Genomic DNA, 19,425 nt, shown 5'->3' with positions numbered 1-19,425 from the left:
TTTTGAACTTGTGCTTTAGGAAAATAGTGTACTATATTAATTAGACCGCAATCCTTAGGAGGGAATCTTAGTGATTTCAGTAAACGATTTTAAGACAGGTTTGACCGTAGAAGTAGATGGCGATATATTCACCGTTTTGGATTTTCAGCACGTTAAACCTGGTAAAGGCGCAGCTTTCGTTCGTTCCAAATTGAAAAACCTTCGCAACGGCAACACCGTTGAGAAGACGTTCCGTGCAGGCGAAACGATTGGCCGCGCGATCATCGACAACCGTGGTGTTCAGTATCTCTATGCCAGCGGTCAAGAGCATGTCTTCATGGATAACGAAACTTACGATCAGTTCAGCTTGACCAGCGAGCAGCTGGAGTGGGAGCTTAACTTCCTGAGAGAGAACATGAACGTTAACATTATCAGCTACCAAGGCGAGATCCTCGGGATCAACCTGCCTAACAGCGTGGAGCTGAAGGTCGTTGAAACCGAGCCGGGAATCAAAGGCAACACGGCTACGGGCGCAACGAAGAGTGCGAAAGTGGAAACCGGCCTGAACGTACAAGTACCGCTGTTCATTAACGAAGACGATGTGCTTCTGATCGATACACGCGAAGGTAAATACATCTCCCGTGCATAGTAGGCTTTAAAAACGGGACCCTTCAACGATTGACGGGTGCCAATATCTTCTAAACAACGAGGACTCCTGTACGCATGTACGGGAGTCTTTTTGCGATGGGAGAAAGCCGATGCCATAAACCTGAGTTCTTTTTGCCTTGAAAAGCCTTGACGGGATGACTCACTTTCGTATTATACTGTTTTAAAGTGAGAAACCACCTGAATGCTGTTACATACTGATATTAGTGGGGAGTGAAAGAAGCATTGTCACTGTACGTCATGAAATTCGGAGGCAGCTCTGTAGGGGATACAGAACGTATGAAGCGAGTTGCCAGAAGAATTGTAGAGAAACAAGATGAAGGTCATCAATGTGTAATCGTGGTGTCTGCCATGGGGGATACAACAGACGATTTGATCGACCAGGCCAAGCTGTTGAACGAGAATCCACCGGCACGGGAGATGGATATGCTGATGACCACGGGAGAGCAGATATCCATATCGCTGCTATCCATGGCTATTCACGGTCTCGGACGCAAGGCAAAGTCTCTTACCGGCTGGCAGGCGGGGTTCCGTACGGAAGCGGTGCATGGCAAAGCCCGTATCACAGATATTATGCCTGAGCGCGTGTTTAAAGCGCTTGATGAAGGGAATGTCGTCATTGTAGCGGGATTCCAGGGAATGTCGGAAGACGGAGAGATTACAACGCTTGGACGCGGGGGATCAGATACCACGGCGGTTGCTCTTGCGGCTGCCATTCAAGCGGATGTATGTGAAATATATACGGATGTGGACGGAATTTACTCCACGGATCCGCGGGTTGTCAAATGTGCGCGGAAGTTGAAGGAGATTTCCTATGACGAGATGCTGGAGCTAGCCAATCTTGGTGCAGCTGTTCTTCACCCGCGTGCGGTTGAGTATGCGAAGCATAATCAAGTGAAGCTTGTTGTCAGATCCAGCTTTAATCATAACGAGGGTACGGTTGTTAAGGAGGAAGCAAGCATGGAACAAGGTGTGGTTGTCAGCGGAATTGCATTTGACAAGAATGTGGCAAGAATCAGTATTCTGGGCGTTTCCGATACGCCGGGCGTTTTGGCTCAAGTGTTCGGAGAGCTTGCGAAAGAAGCGATTGATGTTGATATTATCGTACAGAGCGGTGTCCAGAACGGCGAAGCAGACTTTTCCTTTACCGTTAACTTGGCCGATCGGGAGCGTGCGCTGTCGGTTATCGAACAAATCCGCGGCAAGATTCCGTATCGTGACGTTACCTCGGAAGATCATCTGGTGAAAGTATCGATTGTTGGTGCCGGAATGGTCAGCCATCCGGGTGTGGCTGCGCAAATGTTTGATGTCATCTCCCGGCAAGGGGTCAGCATCAAGATGGTCAGCACGTCCGAGATCAAAGTATCCTGTGTCATTGAAGGAACCAATCTGGAAGGTGTCGTACAAGCGCTTCATACCGCGTACGGACTGGATACGGATCAACAGGCTTCCGTTGGCGGACCGCAGGTGCGTCGATAACCTGTTTTTGATGGAATCATGTTCTGCAATCATATCGATATTAAATAGAGTTAATCCCGGTCCATATCGACCGGGATTTTTTGCGTTGTCCGAAAGATGTAAAGTTCGCTTCTATGAAATTGAAAAAATAGAGATAAAACGAGAGTGCCTCGCATATTTTTAAACATCACACTTGTAAACAAGGAAGAAGGAGGATATAGAGCATGCTGGACAAGTTTGTCGCTAGTATGGCCACGCTTCGTTTTTTCTCCGGGAGTCTCGAGATTGTGGCGGCCATTATCATGCTGCGCCTGAACCAGGTCGATAAAGCGCTGGCTGTGAATTCCGCTCTGGCTTTTATGGGTCCGCTGATCTTGATTCTGACAACAACGATCGGACTCGTGGGAATGGCGGATAAATTGTCGTGGGGGAAGATCGGCTGGATTTTGTGCGGCGTTTCCTGTCTCTTATACGGCGTTTTAAAAAAATGATAGATTCGCTGCATATTTTTCAGGTACAAGCATACACATGGGATATGAAGTTCTCTTATTAGAAGATGATCAAAAAGGACAACCTGGGGGAAATTGATATGACATTGAACTGGTTAGACCTGTTTCCCGAAACCGTAAAACGGATGCTGCTGAACCTGTCGAAGGAGCTTCTCGATCAAGTGGAGGAGGTACGTATCCGGGAGGAACGTCCGCTGGAGATCAATTCGGCGGGCAAGCATCATTTTCTGGACCGTCGCGGCGGGCTCACCTTGCGGCCTGATGAAGCGTATAAGCCGACGCGTGAAGATACCCATAGGTTGCTGGATCTAATCAGCAACCATTCCCTCTATACCATGGAAGAGGAATTGCGAAAAGGGTTTATCACGATACCTGGGGGTCATCGGGTCGGGCTCACCGGCCGGACGGTGCTCAGCGGTGGTAAGGTTGAACACATTCGGGATATTAGCGGATTTAATGTCCGGATTGCCAAGGAAGTTCAGGGTGCGGCGGATGACATCATCCCGCATTTACTGGACCGGAAACGGAAAAGGGTAATGCACTCGCTGATCTTATCCCCGCCCCAGCAAGGCAAGACCACGCTGCTTCGGGATCTGGCGAGGCAGATCAGTTACGGCAAATGGGGGAAATCGGCCGTGCATTGGCCAGGAATGAAGGTAGGCATCATTGACGAGCGTTCTGAAATCGCCGGTTGCATGCGCGGAGTCCCTGGTTTCGACGTAGGTCCGCGTACGGATGTGCTCGATGGCTGTCCGAAAGCTGAAGGGATGATGATGATGATCCGTTCGATGTCCCCGGATGTGCTGATTGTGGACGAGATCGGTCGGCCGGAGGATGCGGAAGCCGTCATTGAAGCCTTGCATGCGGGAATCAGCGTCATAGCGACGGCACATGGCTCGTCCATACAAGATATGCGGGGGCGGCCAGCACTCGCCGGTCTTCTGGAGAACCGGATGTTTGAGATGTATGCCGTTCTTAGCAGAACGGGCGACCACAGATCATACAAGCTGTATGACGGAGGTCAGCGAACGCTCCAGACGGCTGCAGCCGGTCCGCCGGGCGGTGATGCCTATGCTTAAACTGGTCGGGGCTGTGCTCGTGCTGGGAGCTGGAACTTTGGCCGGATTTTATCAGGCCCAGCAATTCGCGGCAAGACCCAGGCAGCTGCGAGAACTCATTCTCGCGCTTCAACGGCTGGAAACGGAGATCAGCTACGGCTTGACGCCGTTACCCGATGCGCTGGAGCGAATTGGCGATTCCCTTCGTGAACCGCTCAGATCATTATTTGCCGCAGCCGCGCTTTACATGAGGCCCGACTACGGGTTATCCGCACAGGACAGCATCCGCAAGGCACTGGGCGAATACTGGAAACGAACATCGATGAAAAGTGCCGAGCGTGAGGTGTTGGAGCAGCTAAGCGGCGTTCTTGGCACCAGCGACAGGCAGGACCAGATCAAACATATCGCTCTGGCCGTGGGACAGCTCAAGCATGAAGAAGCAGCGGCAAGGGATGACCAGGTCAAATATGAAAAAATGAGCAAAAGTCTGGGACTGCTCATTGGAGCATTGATCGTCATTTTGATCTTTTAGCGAGGTGCCAAGGGAAATGAACATTGAAGTGAACGCCATCTTCCAGATTGCCGGCATTGGGATCATCATTGCCATGATCCATACGGTCCTGAAACAGATGGGGAAAGAGGATATGGCACATTGGGTGACCCTTATCGGGTTTGTGGTTGTGCTGTTTATGGTCGTCAGACTGCTTGACGACTTACTCAAGGAAATCAAAAGTATCTTTCTATTCCAGTAGGTGGACCTTTATGGAAATTATCCAGGTGGTAGGACTGGGCATCATCGCTACCGTGCTGATCTTGGTTGTCAAGGAACAGAAGCCGCTCTTTGCCTTTCTTCTCGCCGTGGCGACCTCGCTCCTCATCTTCCTGTTCCTGATCGGGAAGATCGGAAGTGTCTTATCCATGCTGGAAGATTTGGCGGAGAACTCCGGTGTCCAGATCATATATCTAAAGACCGTTCTGAAAATTATCGGAATAGCCTATATCGCGGAGATGGGGGCCCAGATCGTACGAGATGCCGGACAGGAATCAATCGCATCCAAAATAGAACTGGCGGGAAAAGTGCTCATATTGGTGCTCGCTGTACCGATTATCGGGATCATCATCGAGACGGTCCTGAAGCTCCTCCCGGCTTGAAAAAGGTGGGGGGACATGGTTACAGGAGTAATACTTCGAAAAGGCTTGGCCGTGTTTCGTCTACTGATCCTGATGTTGTTTATGACCGGATTGTTCTGCGGAACGATAAGTGCGGCTGACGCGGCAAATCCGGCCGATGAGTGGGTTGAGCAGCAGACGCAGCAGCTGCCGACAGACCAGGTCGAGAAATACTGGGACCGGCTCATGAAGGATTACGGCGGTTTCTTCCCGGATGGAAAGACGCCGTCCCTGATGGATATGCTGCTTCCGGGCGGTGACGGCCTTAGCTTCAAAGGGGTTATGTCAGGCATCGGTAAATATTTGTGGCATGAGGTGCTCTATAACGGTAAGCTGCTGGCAACCATCGTGATGCTGAGCATCATGAGCCTGATCCTTGAGAATCTGCAGACGGCTTTTGAAAAAAGCACCGTGAGTCGGGTTGCCTATACGATCTGTTACATGGTTGTCCTGGTCATTGCCGTTAACAGCTTCAGCATCGCGATAGGATATGCCCGGGACGCCATTACCCAAATGATCGATTTCATGATGGCGATGCTTCCCCTGCTCTTTGCACTGATGGCTTCGATGGGGAATGTGGTGACCGTCTCGGTGGCTCATCCGCTAGTCATCTTCATGGTACATACGGTAGGTACGCTGATCAGCACGGTTGTGTTCCCGCTTCTGTTCTTCTCGGCTCTGCTGCACCTGGTTAGTTCGCTATCCGAAAAGTACAAGCTGACCCAGCTTGGCAACCTGCTGCGAGGAATTTCGATGGGTGTTCTGGGCGTGCTGCTTACCGTGTTCCTGGGTGTCATCTCCGTCCAAGGACTGACCAGCTCGGTGACGGACGGGGTGACGATCCGGGCAGCCAAATATGTAACCGGCAATTTCGTCCCGGTAGTCGGCAAGATGTTTGCAGACGCAACGGATACCGTGATCTCGGCCTCATTACTCGTCAAGAATTCCATCGGGCTGGCAGGGGTCATCATTATTTTGTTCCTATGCGCATTCCCTGCGATCAAGATCTTGACGCTTGCCTTGATATATAACATCGCGGCGGCCGTTATGCAGCCGCTAGGAGACACCCCGATCGGCACCTGCCTGCAGACGATCGGGAAGACGATGCTGTATGTTTTTACAGCCTTGGCCGCAGTCAGTATGATGTTCTTCCTGGCCATAACGATTCTGCTCACGGCAGGCAACATTACCGTCATGATGAGGTGAGGCAGAACATAGAAGGCGGCCAATGCTTAGGAGGAATGGCGAATGGACTGGCTTGGAGGTTGGTTGAAAAGCGTCATCATGGTGGTTCTCTTTGCGGCCTTCGTAGATTTGATACTGCCCGGCAAGGCGCTTGAACGATACGCCAGATTAGTCTTGAGCCTGTTGATTCTGCTTACGCTGCTTAGCCCGATTATCGCATTGATAACGGATCCCCCCGAGAATCAACTGGCGATGGAGCTGGAACGGCAGGAGAAAGGGCTGCCGGAAGAGATTCAGCTGGAGCATATTCTGGCACAGGCCGAGAAGCTGAAGGAAACGCAGGAGAGTCAAAGCCTTCAGTGGGCAGGCAACGAATTAGCCCGGGTGATGAAAGAAGAGATCGCGGCAGAAACAGGGGAAGCGGTTCAGGAGGTCAAAGTCGTGCTGGCTGCAGTTGCCGGGCAGGACAAGGGATATGCAGGCGCTACGATACGCTCCGTTGACGTAAGGCTGGTTGGAGGTGAATCGGAGAATGAAGAGGTAGACAAAAGGGATGATAAGGAGCCCATTAACATTGAGCCCGTGGATTCCGTTCAAGTGAATGTTGAAACCCTGCAATCGGAACGGGATGGAAAGGCTGCGGTGGAAGAGAATGCAGAAACAGTGAGCAAGGCCGAAGAAGCAAGAGCAGAGCCGGTTCGGGATTACATTAGCCGCCGGTGGGATTTAGAGCCGGATCTGATCACGATATATATGCCTGGGCAGGAGCAGGATAAAAAGCTGTAGCGGAGGTGAGGATGATGGGGAATTGGTTGAAGCGGTTGGAGCAATGGCTTGGCGGAGGAGCTGGCGGAGCAAGAAAAATGCAAACCTTCAGATGGTTGATCATTCTTGGTCTGATCGGCGTCGCGATTATGCTGTTCAACTCCTTCGTCAATGTGAAGAAGCTGGATCATGAGAATATCGGTCGCGAGCCGCCGCCGGAGTCTGCAGCGGTCTCGACGCCACAAAGCGGGACTTCAACCAGCGGTGGTAGCGAGTTTGAAAGTATCGAGCAGGATTTTGAAATGCGCACCAAAACCATGCTGGAACAGATTGTTGGGGTTGGTTCCGTCGATGTCATGGTGACTGTGGAATCTACAGAAGAGCTGGTCGTCCAGCGTGATATGAAAGATACCCAGGAGCTGACGGAGGAAACTGATGCTAATGGAGGTAAGCGGCATGTAACAAGTTATCAGCGTGACGGCCAGATTGTCACCTATGAATCATCGGGGGAAGAAACCCCAATCGTCACCAAGAAGATCAAACCTCAAGTCCGGGGTGTGCTCGTCGTAGCCAAGGGAGCCGAGAATGATGTTGTCAAGAGCTTGATCGTGGATGCGATCCAGCGAGGCCTTAATGTCCCGTCTTATCGTATATCCGTTGTCCCGCGTAAACAGGAATAACCGCAGCCAATCGAATGATCCGATCATTCGTGCCAAGGTTTTCATTTAAAGGAGGAAACGTTCAAATGAATAACAAAAGACAAACCATATGGTTAGTATCCATGCTTAGCTTGATGGTCATCCTGTCAGCTTATTACTTATTCACCGACGATTCGGGAACGAAAGCGCCGCCGGTTGCCGAGAGCACGCAAGTGGACGGTCAGAAGCCGGGCGCCGGACAAGAAGCAAACGGAACCACAGGCACAGGCGACGAGCTGGTTGTGAACGAAGTGCTCGAAGAAGGTACTGACGGAGACTCGGGTGCCAATGAGCAAGGCACTGATACTAGCGATACAGGTGCGGCCGGCACGGAAGATCCTGCAGAAGCAACACAGGGTGAGCAAGGGGATCAAGGAAAAGCCAGCGGCGAAGCTGGGAAAACGGAAGAGCCGGAAGTGAAGGAATCCCAAGAGGGGGCCGAGAATTCGAAAGACGCTAGCAGCACAGGCAAAGAGGGAGCCGAGGAATCCAAAGACACAAGCAGCAGCAGCAACGGAAAGAAGTCGGATGAAGAAGTGCTGGAGCAAGTGGCGGCCAATGCAACATCCGCAGCAGCCCAGTTGGAGTCCTATAAATTGGACCGCTCCCAAAAAAATATGAAATTATACGATGAGTTAATGACAAAGATCGACAATCATGAGAACAAGCCGGAGCAAACAGCTCAAGCAACCGAGCAGCTGAAAGCGGCCGAAGCAAAAGAGGAAGTGATTCTCAGCATCGAAGAAGCGCTGCAGCAGCAATACGGCAACGCCGTTGTGAAGGAAGAAAGCGAGAAGTATAATGTGGTCGTTCTGAGTGAGAAACTTGATGCCAAAGGTGCAGCCGGCATCGTGAGTCTTGTGATGAAGGAATTGAAGGTTTCGCCGGATAAAGTAATCGTTCAATATGTTGCGCCATAAGCTTGTCTGCAGATTTCAACATAAATCACGGATATACGATAAACCGAAAGAGTCTAAGGATTGCCTTGGGCTCTTTCTATTTCGCTCGATTGTGATATAATACTCTAAGCTATTGACTGACTGTCCTAAGCAAGGGCTTCCAAGAAAGTGAAGGAGTGAACGTCGATAATGTTTAAATTAAACGAAATCAAGGAACTTATTAAGCTGGTGGATCAAACGTCCGTGCATGAATTGGAAATTGAGAGCGAAGGTACACGCTTATCCATTAAGAAACCCAATGCAGCCGAGGTTGTTAACAACTATCAGGCAGCGCCGCAAGCGTATATACCGGCACAGCAAATGATGGCACCACAGATCGCACAGCCGACTACGGCGAATCAAGCACCTGCAGCGGCACCACAGCAGGATTCAGTGGAGGATAGCAACAGCTCCTTACATAAAATCGTATCACCGATGGTAGGAACTTTCTATCGTTCCCCATCGCCTGAGGCCGGGCCGTTTGTCAGTCCCGGGGACAAGGTGACTGAGAAATCGACGGTCTGCATCATTGAGGCCATGAAGCTGATGAATGAACTGGAAGCAGAGATCAAAGGCGAAATCGTAGAGGTTCTCGCGCAGAACGGTCAACTTGTAGAATTCGGGCAGCCTCTGTTTCTGGTGAAGCCGGAGTAATATGGAGGGACTCGCCAAGAACGAGAGTCGCAAGAGTCCGAAGGAGGTTACTGCATGAAATTTCAAAAAGTGCTTATCGCGAACCGGGGAGAGATTGCCGTCCGTATAATCCGGGCTTGCCGGGAACTTGGCATCGCAACCGTTGCCGTATATTCGGAGCCGGACCGGGAATCCCTGCATGTTCGCTTGGCGGATGAGGCCTATTGCATCGGCCCTACGTTATCGAAAGACAGCTATTTGAACTTTACCAATATCATGAGCGTTGCCACGCTGACCGAGTGTGACGCCATTCATCCCGGTTACGGCTTTTTGGCCGAGAACGCGGATTTCGCGGAGATTTGTGAATCCTGCAACGTTACCTTTATCGGTCCTTCCGCTGACGCGATCAACCGTATGGGAGATAAGGCAGTTGCGAAGCAGACGATGAAGGATGCAGGTGTTCCGGTTATTCCGGGATCCGACGGACTGGTCGAGGATTTGAATGAGGCCGTTATGCTTGCGCGCGATATCGGATATCCCGTCATTATCAAAGCTACTGCAGGTGGCGGAGGTAAGGGCATTCGGATCGCCGAGGATGAAGAAACGCTGGTTAAACAGATTACAAACGCACAGCAGGAAGCCCAGAAGGCCTTCGGCAATGCAGGCGTATATCTGGAAAAATATCTGACCGGCATGAAGCATGTAGAGATTCAAATTATCGCCGACAAACATGGCAACGCCGTGCATCTCGGGGAGCGTGACTGTTCTGTGCAGCGCCGGAGACAAAAGCTTGTTGAGGAAGCTCCTTGTCCGGTGCTAAGTGAAGAGGTACGCAGCCGGATGGGCGAAGCCGCCGTTCGCGCCGCGAAGGCCGTTAATTATTCCGGTGCAGGTACGCTTGAATTTTTGCTCGGCCAGGACGGTCAGTTCTACTTCATGGAGATGAACACGCGGATTCAGGTAGAGCATCCGGTGACCGAGATGGTGACCGGGGTTGATCTGATTCAGGAAATGATCTCCGTTGCGGAGGGCAACACGCTCTCTTTCACTCAAGAAGAAGTCGTTATTAATGGCTGGTCGATCGAGTGTCGGATTAATGCCGAGAATCCGGACAAGGGCTTTATGCCTGCCCCTGGAACCATTCAGTTCTATTTGCCTCCAGGAGGTCCTGGCGTGCGGGTAGACAGTGCGGCATATCCCGGTTATACCATTTCGCCTTATTATGATTCGATGATTGCCAAGCTGATTGTATGGGCGCCGACCCGCGATGAAGCCATCGCGAAGATGAAGCGCGCTTTGGCTGAATTCGAGATTGAAGGGATCTATTCAACCATCCCGTTCCATCAGAAATTGATGAAACATCCTACCTTCTTGAAGGGTGACTTCGACATTAAATTTTTGGAAGAAAATGAGATTTGAAACCTTTGGCCAAGTTTGTCATAAACTTGGCCAAATGGTATAGTATGAGTAATAAGAGCGCATGCCATATGAAGTTCAGATGCATCCGCTAACTTATTCCGAAAGGTGTGTTGAGACAATGGCGGAAACTTTGCCTACAGAATTTGAACGTACAGATATCGGTGAGATTCAGATTGCACCGGAGGTTATTGAAGTCATCGCTGGACTTGCTACGGTAGAGGTGCGTGGAGTTGCAGGGATGAGCGGAGGCTTTGCAGGCGGCATTGCCGAACTGCTCGGACGCAAGAATTTATCCAAGGGTGTCAAAGTGGAGGTTGGACAACGGGAGGCTGCTGTTGACGTATCCGTTATCGTGGAGTATGGCCATCGTCTTCCTGAAGTAGCCGGTGAAATCCAGCGTAACGTGAAACGTTCGATCGAGAATATGACAGGGCTTACGGTAATTGAAGTCAATGTACATATTCACGATGTCCATTTCATGAAATCCGTGGAGAAGACGGAAGAATTGGATCTTGCTCAACGCGTGAAATAGAATAGTTTCGGGCTAGCCCTGGGCAGCGATGTCGAGGGTTTCATCTAATTTTAAGGAGGCTGTGCTGAATCGTGGCCAAAATAATGGACAGACTTTTGCTGTTTATCTACAGCTTAAGTATCGGTGTTATATCCGTAGTTGCCATCCTCCTGTTGAGTGGCGCTGTTCCGTATGAATTAACGAGTGTTCAGGAACAACGCCTTTTCTGGGCTGGAATTATCGTAGCTGCGGTTTTGTTTTTACTGAGCATCCGTTTCTTCTTCATCTCCGTAAGGCGCGATCGCTCGAACCTGAATTCCATCGATCAGCGCACGGAATTCGGCGACATCCAAATCTCTGTCGAGACGATCGAGAATCTCTGCCTGAAGGCGGCTTCGCGCGTCCGTGGAGTCAAGGATTTGAAATCCCGGATCAAGGTATCCCAATCGGGTCTTGATATTGCGATTCGTGCCGTGGTAGATGGTGAGGAATCCATTCCTACACTAACAACAGAAGTGCAGAAGCAGGTGCACGACTTTGTTGAAGATACAACAGGAATACCCGTGTCATCCGTATCCGTATATATTGCTAACGTGGTTCAGGCACCAAGCTTCAAGAGCCGCGTGGAATAGAGGTGAGCTTCCCCAATGCCTTGGAAAGAAATATGGGAGAGTCACAGAGGAAGAATTGCCGGGGTAACCGGCGGGCTTGTGTGCGGACTGATTTACTTATTATCCGGTTTTTGGGATATGCTGTTCTTTGCATTAGTGGTATTTATCGGCTATATATTTGGCAAGCGCAAGGATCTGAAGGAAGGTTCCATGTTCCACTTTCAGGAATGGGGACGATGGCTTTCCGAGCGCTGGCGGCCGTTTAAATGAACCCTGTGATATGCTTTCTCCGGAAAAAATGCTGAGGACAGGTGTCGTGCGCCTTTTTTGCGGAGAGAGATATTCACAGGTTTTTTTTTGGCGTTTTAATTGTTGTCAAGTCTTGACGGCAAATGGATCATACTAATTAGAAAAATGGATTCAGCAGGGTCCACAGGAGGAACAAAATGAAAAGACGTGTAGCAAGAGAGATTGTCGTTCAAAGCCTTTACCAGATGGAGATGAACGAAGTCGATAGTGTGGAAGCCGTGTCGATGCTGCTCTCGGAAGCGGCCGAAGAAAATGAGACCGAGCGGGTCATCGGCGACGAAGTTCAAATGAAGGAGTATGTGCTGCAATTGGTCAATGGAACATGGGAATCCAAGGATTCGATTGATGAACTGCTCGCTCATTATTTGAAAGGCTGGCAGGTAAGTCGTCTTTCCCGTGTGGATCGTCAAATCCTGCGTCTGGCTGTATATGAATTGACATCCCGTGAAGATGTGCCTGGCAAGGTAGCTGTGAATGAAGCGATTGAGTTGTCCAAGCATTTCGGAACCGAGGAATCAGGGAAGTTCGTCAACGGTGTACTGGGCCGAATGATTCAGGAGCTGGATCAAGTCAAGGTGAAGCTGCGTCAGTCTTAATCTGTACGCTTAAGCTAAGCTTGAAACGACATCATTCAATCATAATGGAGGAGAGATTAGGATGACAGCAGCAACGATAATTAGCGGAAAGCAGATTTCTGAAGAAATTCGCAAGGGGATTGCGTTAGAAGTAGAACAATTGTCCAAGCAGAATGTACGTCCTGGTTTGGCTGTTGTACTTGTAGGTGATGATCCGGCTTCACATGTTTACGTTCGCAACAAGGAGAAGGCATGTCAGGATCTGGGCTTTTATTCCGAGGTACACCGTCTTTCCGCGGAATCCAGCCAGGAAGAAGTGCTGGCGCTCGTGGACAAGCTCAACGCACAGGAATCGATTCACGGAATTTTGGTCCAGCTCCCTTTGCCCAAGCACATCCATGAGAAGGCCGTCATTGACGCGATCGCAGTGGAAAAGGACGTGGACGGTTTCCATCCAGTTAACGTGGGGAACCTCGTAATAGGCGATGACAGTCTGCTGCCGTGCACGCCTGCCGGCGTGATTGAAATGATCAAGCGGACAGGCATTGAGATTGCAGGCAAGCATGCGGTTGTAATCGGGAGATCCAACATCGTTGGCAAACCGGTATCACTTCTCCTCCAGCGCGAGAACGCCACCGTTACGATGTGTCACTCCCGAACAGGGAATATAGCTGAAATCGCTCGTCAAGCAGATATCCTGGTCGTTGCAATTGGCAGAGCGAATATGATTGATGCCAACTATGTGAAGCCGGGCGCCGTCGTGATCGACGTCGGCATGAACCGTTTGGAGAACGGGAAGCTTGCCGGGGACGTGGACTTTGAGAGCGTCAAGGAAGTGTCCGGTCCGATTACTCCGGTTCCTGGAGGGGTGGGCCCTATGACCATCACGATGCTCATGCAGAATACCTTGATAGCCGCCAAAAGGCTGAATGGGTTGAGCTGATATGAAATCGGCAGATCCAGGACGAGTATTATCCGTTAAGGATTTAAACCGTTATATCCGCATGAAAATGGAAGGCGATTCCAGGCTCTCCGACGTGTGGATCCGCGGCGAAATTTCGAATTTCACCCATCACTCCAGCGGACATATGTACTTTACATTAAAGGATGAGGGCAGCCGAATTCGTGCGATCATGTTTGCGACTCATAACCAGAGGCTCCCTTTTATACCGAAAGAAGGCTCGCGCGTCATTGCCCGGGGCAATGTGTCGGTATATGAACGAGATGGTCAATATCAATTCTATGCGGTTCAAATGCAGCCCGACGGGATCGGCAGTTTGTACCTTGCATATGAACAGCTGAAGTCGAAGCTGGAGGAAGAGGGCTTGTTTGCAGCCGAACGCAAGCGTCCTTTGCCGCGTTACCCCAAGACAATTGGTGTTATTACCTCGCCGACGGGCGCGGCGGTTCGGGATATTATGATTACGATCCGGAGACGGTACCCACAGGCAAGAGCCATTCTTTATCCGGTGCTGGTTCAAGGCAAAGGGGCTGCTCCTTCGATCGTGAAGGCGATTCGGACGATGAACGACATGGCTGAGGCCGATGTGCTTATCGTTGGGCGCGGCGGCGGGTCACTGGAAGAGCTGTGGGCGTTTAATGAGGAGATCGTTGCAAGGGCGATTTATCAATCCGATATTCCAGTCATTTCGGCTGTTGGACACGAAACGGATTTTACGATCGCCGATTTTGTTGCAGATTTACGAGCCGCAACGCCGACGGCCGCTGCTGAACTTGCGGTACCGAGCAGCGCGGAACTGAGGGGGCAGCTTGTTCAAAGACAGCGCCAGCTGAACCAGGGACTTCAGCAGCGTCTTAAGCGGAGTCGTGAACGTTTATTTTCGCTCCAGCGTTCCCCGGTTCTGGTTCATCCCCGACGGTATATGCTTCAACATGCCGAACGGTTGGACATGCTGTCCCAGCGGCTGCAGGGCAACCTCAAATCCCGGTTATCCCTGGTCCGACAGCGACAAAAATCACTGCATCAGGGATTAATCCGGTATAATCCGCGAACCCAAGCGGAGTTTGCCGCGAGAAGAAAAGATCAGGCCAACCGGCAGTTAATGAATGCGATGCAGTCGATCATGAAATCCAAGGTATCGCAGCTGCAAACCGAAATGAGGCATCTCGATGCGCTCAGTCCGCTGAAAATTATGTCCAGAGGATATAGCCTCGTGTATGACGAGGCAGAACAAAAGCTTGTCAAATCCATCGAAGATGTTCACTTAGGCGATTTGGTTAACGTGAGGGTCAGCGACGGACAGCTGCAGTGTCAAGTGTGGGGAATGAAGGAGGATGAAGAGAATGGCGAATGAAACATTGGAGATCAGCTTTGAAGAAGCGATGGCGCAGCTCGAGACGATTGTAGAGCAGTTGGAAGATGGAGACGTGCCGCTGGAAAAAGCGATCGATTTATTTCAACAGGGCATGAAGCTTTCGCAGATGTGCAGCAAAAAGCTGGAGCAGGTTGAGCAAAAAATCGAAATGATCGTGGAAGAAGGCGGAGAACTGAAGCGTAAGCCTTTTGGCGGGACGCTGGATGAGACAGGTGAACTGGGTGAATAACAGACTTCCGATCCATCAATATATGAATGAGATTTGGGACAGACTGGATAGCGAGTTAACAAATCTTTTTCCGTCAAGTTGGAAAGTTCCTGAAACCCTTCGCCAGTCCATGTCGTATTCTTTAATGGCAGGCGGCAAGCGAATGCGTCCGCTGCTTGTCATTGCGGCATGCGAGGCCGGAGGCGGCAACCGTGATGCCGCTCTTCCAGTCGCTTGCGCCGTTGAGATGGTTCATACATATTCCCTGATCCACGACGATCTTCCAGCGATGGATGATGACGATTATCGCCGGGGCAAGCCAACGAATCATAAGGTTTTTGGCGAAGCGAGCGCTATTTTGGCCGGCGATGCCTTGCTGACGCATGCCTTTTACAGCGTAATCCAGGCTGCCAGAAAGCATGGTATTCCAGCTGAGCGGGTGCTGTCGATTGTGGAGGATCTTGCGGAGTATGCAGGTCCGCGGGGGATGGTAGGCGGACAGGTTGCCGATATGGAGGGTGAACAAGGGATAACGACGCTAGAGCAGCTTGAGTATATTCACCTGCACAAGACGAGTGATCTGATCATGTTCTCGCTGATGGCCGGCGGGCATATTGCGGGGTGCTCGGAATCCCAGATAGAATCCTTGCGATCCTTCGGGCATCATATCGGCCTTGCTTTTCAGATTCAAGATGATATCCTGGATCTGGTCGGGGATGAGTCCAAGCTTGGGAAGCCGGTACAAAGCGATGTGAAGCAGGAAAAAGTAACGTATCCGTACTTCATCGGTTTGGACGCATCAAGGCGTGAAGTTGAGCGCCTGACAGCAGAGGCCAAGCGGGTCATTTCCGAAGGGAATTTCAATGATCCCTCCAGATTGCTGGAGATCGCGGATTTCCTGATGGCGCGGGATCACTAAGCACGCTTTACATGCAAACGGTTTTTTTGTGATATAATGTCTGTTAATGGCTGAATTCATATCAGCTAAAGAACGTAAACTTAATCAAGGAAAGCGGGGAGATTCTTCGTGCTTCTTCCAAATATCAAACATCCCGAACAACTTAAACATCTATCGGTGGACGAACTCGAGGATTTAGCAGGACAAATCCGTCATTTTCTAATCGAAAAGCTGTCCGTTACCGGTGGCCATCTTGCACCGAATCTGGGAGTGGTTGAACTCACGCTGGCCTTGCACTATTGCTTTGACAGCCCTCGTGACAAGATGATATTTGACGTGGGCCATCAAGCCTATGTACACAAGATCTTGACCGGACGAATGGATAAATTTGATACGCTCCGTAAATACAAAGGCTTGTGCGGCTTCGTAAAGCGTTCCGAAAGCGAGCATGATGTCTGGGAAGCCGGGCACAGCAGCACCTCGCTGTCTGCTGCAATGGGTATGGCGATGGCGCGTGATCTGAAAGGTGAGAACAACCGGGTGATCGCCTTGATCGGTGACGGGGCCCTTACCGGCGGCATGGCGTTTGAAGCGCTCAACCATATTGGCCACGAGCAGAAAAAGCTGATGGTCATCCTGAATGACAATGAAATGTCGATTGCGCCGAACGTGGGTGCCATGCATAACTACTTAAGCAAGATCCGATCTGATCGTTATTATCTTCGTGCCAAGGACGAAGTTGAAATACTACTGAAGAAAATTCCCGCCATCGGCGGCAAACTGGCCAAGACGGCGGAGAAGATGAAGGACAGCCTTAAATATATGATGGTTCCGGGCGTTTTATTCGAGGAGCTCGGATTTACCTATCTGGGCCCTGTAGACGGGCATGATCTGAACAAACTGATCGATACGTTAAAGCAGGCCGACAATGTGGATGGACCCGTTCTGATTCATGCCGTAACGACCAAAGGCAAGGGATACCGACCGGCTGAATCCGATTCTCATAAATGGCATGGAATCACGCCTTATAAGATTGAATCCGGCCAAGTCCTTAAAGCGGTAGGAAATCCGATGTACACGGAAGTATTCGGACAGACGCTGATTGAGCTGGGAGAACAGGACGAGCGAATCGTCGCCGTTACACCGGCGATGCCGGGCGGCTCCGGCTTGATCCCGTTCAGCAAGAAATTCCCTGATCGTATGATCGATGTGGGGATTGCCGAGCAGCACGCCGCGACCTTGTGCGCAGCATTGGCAATGGAAGGCATGAAGCCTGTATTTGCGGTGTATTCCACGTTCATGCAGCGTGCGTACGACCAAATCGTGCATGATATTTGCCGCCATAACGCCAACGTGATGTTTGCGATTGACCGTGCCGGCTTTGTCGGTGCGGATGGCGAAACCCATCAAGGGGTATACGACGTAGCCTTCATGCGTCATATCCCGAATATCGTCATTATGATGCCAAAAGACGAGAACGAGCTTCGTCATATGATGAAAACAGCGCTCGATTATAATGAGGGACCTATCGCTTACCGATACCCTCGGAACAATGTGCGCGGCGTTCCAATGGACACCGAGCTGGTACCGATCCCTATCGGGACTTGGGAAGTCGTTCGTCCCGGAGAAGGATACGCGATTCTGGCATCCGGTCCTATGGTTCAGTTGGCCGAGGAAGCTGCAGAGCAGCTCAAGCGGGAAGGCATTGCGGTAGAAGTCGTAAATGCCCGTTTCCTTAAACCCCTTGATGGAGGCATGCTGCGGAATCTGGCAGAGACGGGGACATCCATGCTGGTCTTGGAGGAAGCTTCTCAAGCGGGTAGTATGGGCAGCGCGGTTCTGGAGTTTTTTGCGGAGCAGGGAATCCATGATGCGGTCGTATCTTTAATGGGGATTGAAGACCGGTTTATCGAGCATGGCAGCATACCGCAGCAGCGTGAAGAAGTAGGGCTGACATTGGAATCGGTTTGTCAGGAGATCCGGAGCTTGAAGAATGCCCGGACAGCCGGGCTCGGCAAGAGAAGTTTTATGTCTTAGTAAACCATCGGGAGTATAATATGGATTCATCTCAGAAAGAACGAATTGATGTCCTGCTCGTGGAGCAGGGATATTATGAGAGTCGCGAAAAAGCGAAGGCCGCGATTATGGCGGGTCTGGTCTATGCCGGAACCGAGCGGATTGAGAAAGCCGGCATGAAAATTCCGAGGACGTCCGAACTGAAAGTCAAAGGCTCGGTTCATCCCTATGTCAGCCGTGGAGGATTAAAGCTTGAGAAAGCGATTCGTTCATTCGACATCGATATGAAGGGGCGCACGATGCTGGATATCGGCTCTTCGACTGGCGGCTTCACGGATTGCGCGCTCCAGCACGGGGCCAGTTATGTGTATGCGATCGACGTCGGTTATAACCAGTTGGATTGGTCGCTCCGTAACGATGAACGCGTGTGTGTCATGGAGCGAACGAATTTCCGCTACATGACGCCGGACGATCTGAATGGCCCTCAGCCTGATTTTGCCAGCATTGACGTTTCGTTTATATCCCTTCGCATCATTTTACCGCCTTTGAAGATGCTCCTGGGTAAACCGGGAGATGTAGCTGCCCTGATCAAGCCTCAATTTGAGGCAGGGCGGGAGAAGGTGGGTAAGTCCGGCGTGGTTCGTGATCCGAAGGTTCACAGGGAAGTCTTGACGCAAGTGCTGACTTTTGCCGATGAAATTGGGTTCAAATTAAAAAACCTGACATTCTCTCCGATTACGGGAGGGGAAGGCAATATAGAATTCCTGGCCCACTGGCGATTAGAGCCGGAGGTTTCTGACAGCTCGGAAGAACCGACTCATGGAGATGGACAAGAACCTGTCCATTTGAATCAATGGATTGATACCGTCGTAACGCAAGCGGCTCATACATTCACAGGAAACTCATCGAAATGATGGGTTTCTTTTGCTGAAAAAGAGGAATTTATGTTCTCATACGCGAATACAAAATTCGAGGTGAGAGGATGAATGAGCGTTATGATTGGTTATTAATGATATTGCTTGGTGTCGTCATAGCCTTGCTTATCGGTTATAGGCTGAATCGTTGGCTGATGTCGCCATCACCGGATCGACTGCCGGGCATCCCGATCAATGAATACATTCCAGATCACCCAGCGATTGGGATGCTCGAACAAGAAGGATATGACGTCGTTGGGGGTAAAGTAAAAATAAACTTGTCATTTGATACGGGGCATAGACCCATCTTGAGTCGGTTGTTTATCGATTACATTGCATCCGACGACAGTGGTGAGCTGTACATGGTGAAGCTGGCACGAGAACGGATGCCGGTCGACTGGACGGGCTCGGGCATTCGCGATCGGTTGATGCCGTTTTTGCTGCTGTATCCCGAATGTGCCGGTCTGCTCTACATTGATGTGAACGAGAAGTCGATTCACCGTTTAAGCATGGATTGGTCGGACGAAGAATGGATTGGTCAGGATGATTACAACAGTTAATACTCAGGA

24 protein-coding genes are annotated in these 19,425 nt (G+C 50.7%); all 24 read left to right on the top strand.

What is annotated here, in order from left to right:
- The first annotated feature begins 70 nt into the window (after window positions 1–70).
- The 24 genes from efp (at window position 71) to DP091_RS02985 (ending at window position 19,416) form a co-directional block, all read left to right on the top strand.
- Window positions 71–628 carry an elongation factor P gene (gene efp / locus DP091_RS03100; RefSeq protein WP_076320870.1) on the top strand — a complete coding sequence of 186 codons (558 nt, stop codon included), beginning with the start codon at window positions 71–73 and terminating at the stop codon, window positions 626–628.
- A 242-nt stretch (window positions 629–870) separates the two neighbouring features.
- Window positions 871–2,124 (top strand): aspartate kinase, encoded by a 1,254-nt coding sequence (locus DP091_RS03095; protein ID WP_113057012.1) that lies wholly within the window; start codon window positions 871–873, stop codon window positions 2,122–2,124.
- 203 nt (window positions 2,125–2,327) lie between these two features.
- Complete coding sequence (locus DP091_RS03090; RefSeq protein WP_071223843.1) at window positions 2,328–2,594, top strand: YqhV family protein; 267 nt, start codon at window positions 2,328–2,330, stop codon at window positions 2,592–2,594.
- Window positions 2,595–2,692: 98 nt separating this feature from the next.
- The gene (spoIIIAA, locus tag DP091_RS03085; RefSeq protein WP_113057011.1) at window positions 2,693–3,691 is read left to right on the top strand and encodes a stage III sporulation protein AA; all 999 of its coding nucleotides are present in this window, start codon (window positions 2,693–2,695) and stop codon (window positions 3,689–3,691) included.
- Window positions 3,684–4,202, top strand: coding sequence for a stage III sporulation protein SpoIIIAB (gene spoIIIAB / locus DP091_RS03080; protein ID WP_113057010.1), 519 nt, complete (start codon window positions 3,684–3,686; stop codon window positions 4,200–4,202). Before spoIIIAA ends, spoIIIAB begins: the two co-directional genes overlap by 8 nt.
- A gap of 16 nt (window positions 4,203–4,218) precedes the next feature.
- The gene (gene spoIIIAC, locus DP091_RS03075) at window positions 4,219–4,422 is read left to right on the top strand and encodes a stage III sporulation protein AC (protein ID WP_007129715.1); all 204 of its coding nucleotides are present in this window, start codon (window positions 4,219–4,221) and stop codon (window positions 4,420–4,422) included.
- 10 nt (window positions 4,423–4,432) lie between these two features.
- A complete protein-coding gene (spoIIIAD, locus tag DP091_RS03070; protein WP_113057009.1) occupies window positions 4,433–4,822 on the top strand; it encodes a stage III sporulation protein AD in 390 nt (129 codons plus the stop codon).
- A 15-nt stretch (window positions 4,823–4,837) separates the two neighbouring features.
- On the top strand, window positions 4,838–6,046 hold the full coding sequence (spoIIIAE, locus tag DP091_RS03065; protein WP_071223847.1) for a stage III sporulation protein AE: 1,209 nt from the start codon (window positions 4,838–4,840) through the stop codon (window positions 6,044–6,046).
- 42 nt (window positions 6,047–6,088) lie between these two features.
- The gene (gene spoIIIAF / locus DP091_RS03060; RefSeq protein ID WP_113057008.1) at window positions 6,089–6,811 is read left to right on the top strand and encodes a stage III sporulation protein AF; all 723 of its coding nucleotides are present in this window, start codon (window positions 6,089–6,091) and stop codon (window positions 6,809–6,811) included.
- 14 nt (window positions 6,812–6,825) lie between these two features.
- The gene (spoIIIAG, locus tag DP091_RS03055; RefSeq protein ID WP_181469726.1) at window positions 6,826–7,470 is read left to right on the top strand and encodes a stage III sporulation protein AG; all 645 of its coding nucleotides are present in this window, start codon (window positions 6,826–6,828) and stop codon (window positions 7,468–7,470) included.
- A 65-nt stretch (window positions 7,471–7,535) separates the two neighbouring features.
- Window positions 7,536–8,408 carry a SpoIIIAH-like family protein gene (locus DP091_RS03050; protein WP_113057006.1) on the top strand — a complete coding sequence of 291 codons (873 nt, stop codon included), beginning with the start codon at window positions 7,536–7,538 and terminating at the stop codon, window positions 8,406–8,408.
- A 168-nt stretch (window positions 8,409–8,576) separates the two neighbouring features.
- Window positions 8,577–9,080 (top strand): acetyl-CoA carboxylase biotin carboxyl carrier protein, encoded by a 504-nt coding sequence (gene accB / locus DP091_RS03045; RefSeq protein WP_113057005.1) that lies wholly within the window; start codon window positions 8,577–8,579, stop codon window positions 9,078–9,080.
- A 54-nt stretch (window positions 9,081–9,134) separates the two neighbouring features.
- Complete coding sequence (gene accC / locus DP091_RS03040) at window positions 9,135–10,478, top strand: acetyl-CoA carboxylase biotin carboxylase subunit (RefSeq protein WP_113057004.1); 1,344 nt, start codon at window positions 9,135–9,137, stop codon at window positions 10,476–10,478.
- A gap of 118 nt (window positions 10,479–10,596) precedes the next feature.
- Complete coding sequence (locus DP091_RS03035; protein WP_009591235.1) at window positions 10,597–11,010, top strand: Asp23/Gls24 family envelope stress response protein; 414 nt, start codon at window positions 10,597–10,599, stop codon at window positions 11,008–11,010.
- Window positions 11,011–11,081: 71 nt separating this feature from the next.
- The gene (gene amaP / locus DP091_RS03030) at window positions 11,082–11,621 is read left to right on the top strand and encodes an alkaline shock response membrane anchor protein AmaP (protein WP_113057003.1); all 540 of its coding nucleotides are present in this window, start codon (window positions 11,082–11,084) and stop codon (window positions 11,619–11,621) included.
- 15 nt (window positions 11,622–11,636) lie between these two features.
- A complete protein-coding gene (locus DP091_RS03025) occupies window positions 11,637–11,870 on the top strand; it encodes a DUF2273 domain-containing protein (protein ID WP_113057002.1) in 234 nt (77 codons plus the stop codon).
- A gap of 176 nt (window positions 11,871–12,046) precedes the next feature.
- The gene (nusB, locus tag DP091_RS03020; RefSeq protein ID WP_100536240.1) at window positions 12,047–12,505 is read left to right on the top strand and encodes a transcription antitermination factor NusB; all 459 of its coding nucleotides are present in this window, start codon (window positions 12,047–12,049) and stop codon (window positions 12,503–12,505) included.
- Window positions 12,506–12,566: 61 nt separating this feature from the next.
- The gene (gene folD, locus DP091_RS03015) at window positions 12,567–13,427 is read left to right on the top strand and encodes a bifunctional methylenetetrahydrofolate dehydrogenase/methenyltetrahydrofolate cyclohydrolase FolD (RefSeq protein ID WP_113057001.1); all 861 of its coding nucleotides are present in this window, start codon (window positions 12,567–12,569) and stop codon (window positions 13,425–13,427) included.
- 1 nt (window position 13,428) lies between these two features.
- Complete coding sequence (gene xseA / locus DP091_RS03010; RefSeq protein WP_113057000.1) at window positions 13,429–14,799, top strand: exodeoxyribonuclease VII large subunit; 1,371 nt, start codon at window positions 13,429–13,431, stop codon at window positions 14,797–14,799.
- On the top strand, window positions 14,789–15,049 hold the full coding sequence (xseB, locus tag DP091_RS03005; RefSeq protein WP_009591232.1) for an exodeoxyribonuclease VII small subunit: 261 nt from the start codon (window positions 14,789–14,791) through the stop codon (window positions 15,047–15,049). The genes xseA and xseB overlap by 11 nt, the downstream gene beginning before the upstream one ends.
- A gap of 22 nt (window positions 15,050–15,071) precedes the next feature.
- Window positions 15,072–15,947 (top strand): polyprenyl synthetase family protein, encoded by an 876-nt coding sequence (locus tag DP091_RS03000; RefSeq protein ID WP_373456884.1) that lies wholly within the window; start codon window positions 15,072–15,074, stop codon window positions 15,945–15,947.
- A gap of 108 nt (window positions 15,948–16,055) precedes the next feature.
- The gene (dxs, locus tag DP091_RS02995; RefSeq protein WP_113056999.1) at window positions 16,056–17,963 is read left to right on the top strand and encodes a 1-deoxy-D-xylulose-5-phosphate synthase; all 1,908 of its coding nucleotides are present in this window, start codon (window positions 16,056–16,058) and stop codon (window positions 17,961–17,963) included.
- A gap of 20 nt (window positions 17,964–17,983) precedes the next feature.
- Window positions 17,984–18,856 carry a TlyA family RNA methyltransferase gene (locus DP091_RS02990; RefSeq protein WP_113056998.1) on the top strand — a complete coding sequence of 291 codons (873 nt, stop codon included), beginning with the start codon at window positions 17,984–17,986 and terminating at the stop codon, window positions 18,854–18,856.
- Window positions 18,857–18,924: 68 nt separating this feature from the next.
- Window positions 18,925–19,416, top strand: coding sequence for a hypothetical protein (locus DP091_RS02985; RefSeq protein ID WP_113056997.1), 492 nt, complete (start codon window positions 18,925–18,927; stop codon window positions 19,414–19,416).
- The last annotated feature ends 9 nt before the right edge of the window (window positions 19,417–19,425 follow it).

This window comes from Paenibacillus sp. MDMC362, assembly GCF_003269305.1.
In the GTDB taxonomy this organism is placed as follows: domain Bacteria; phylum Bacillota; class Bacilli; order Paenibacillales; family Paenibacillaceae; genus Paenibacillus_AQ.
The sequence above is the reverse complement of the archived record's forward strand: the minus strand, read 5'-3'. Positions and strand labels throughout refer to the sequence as shown.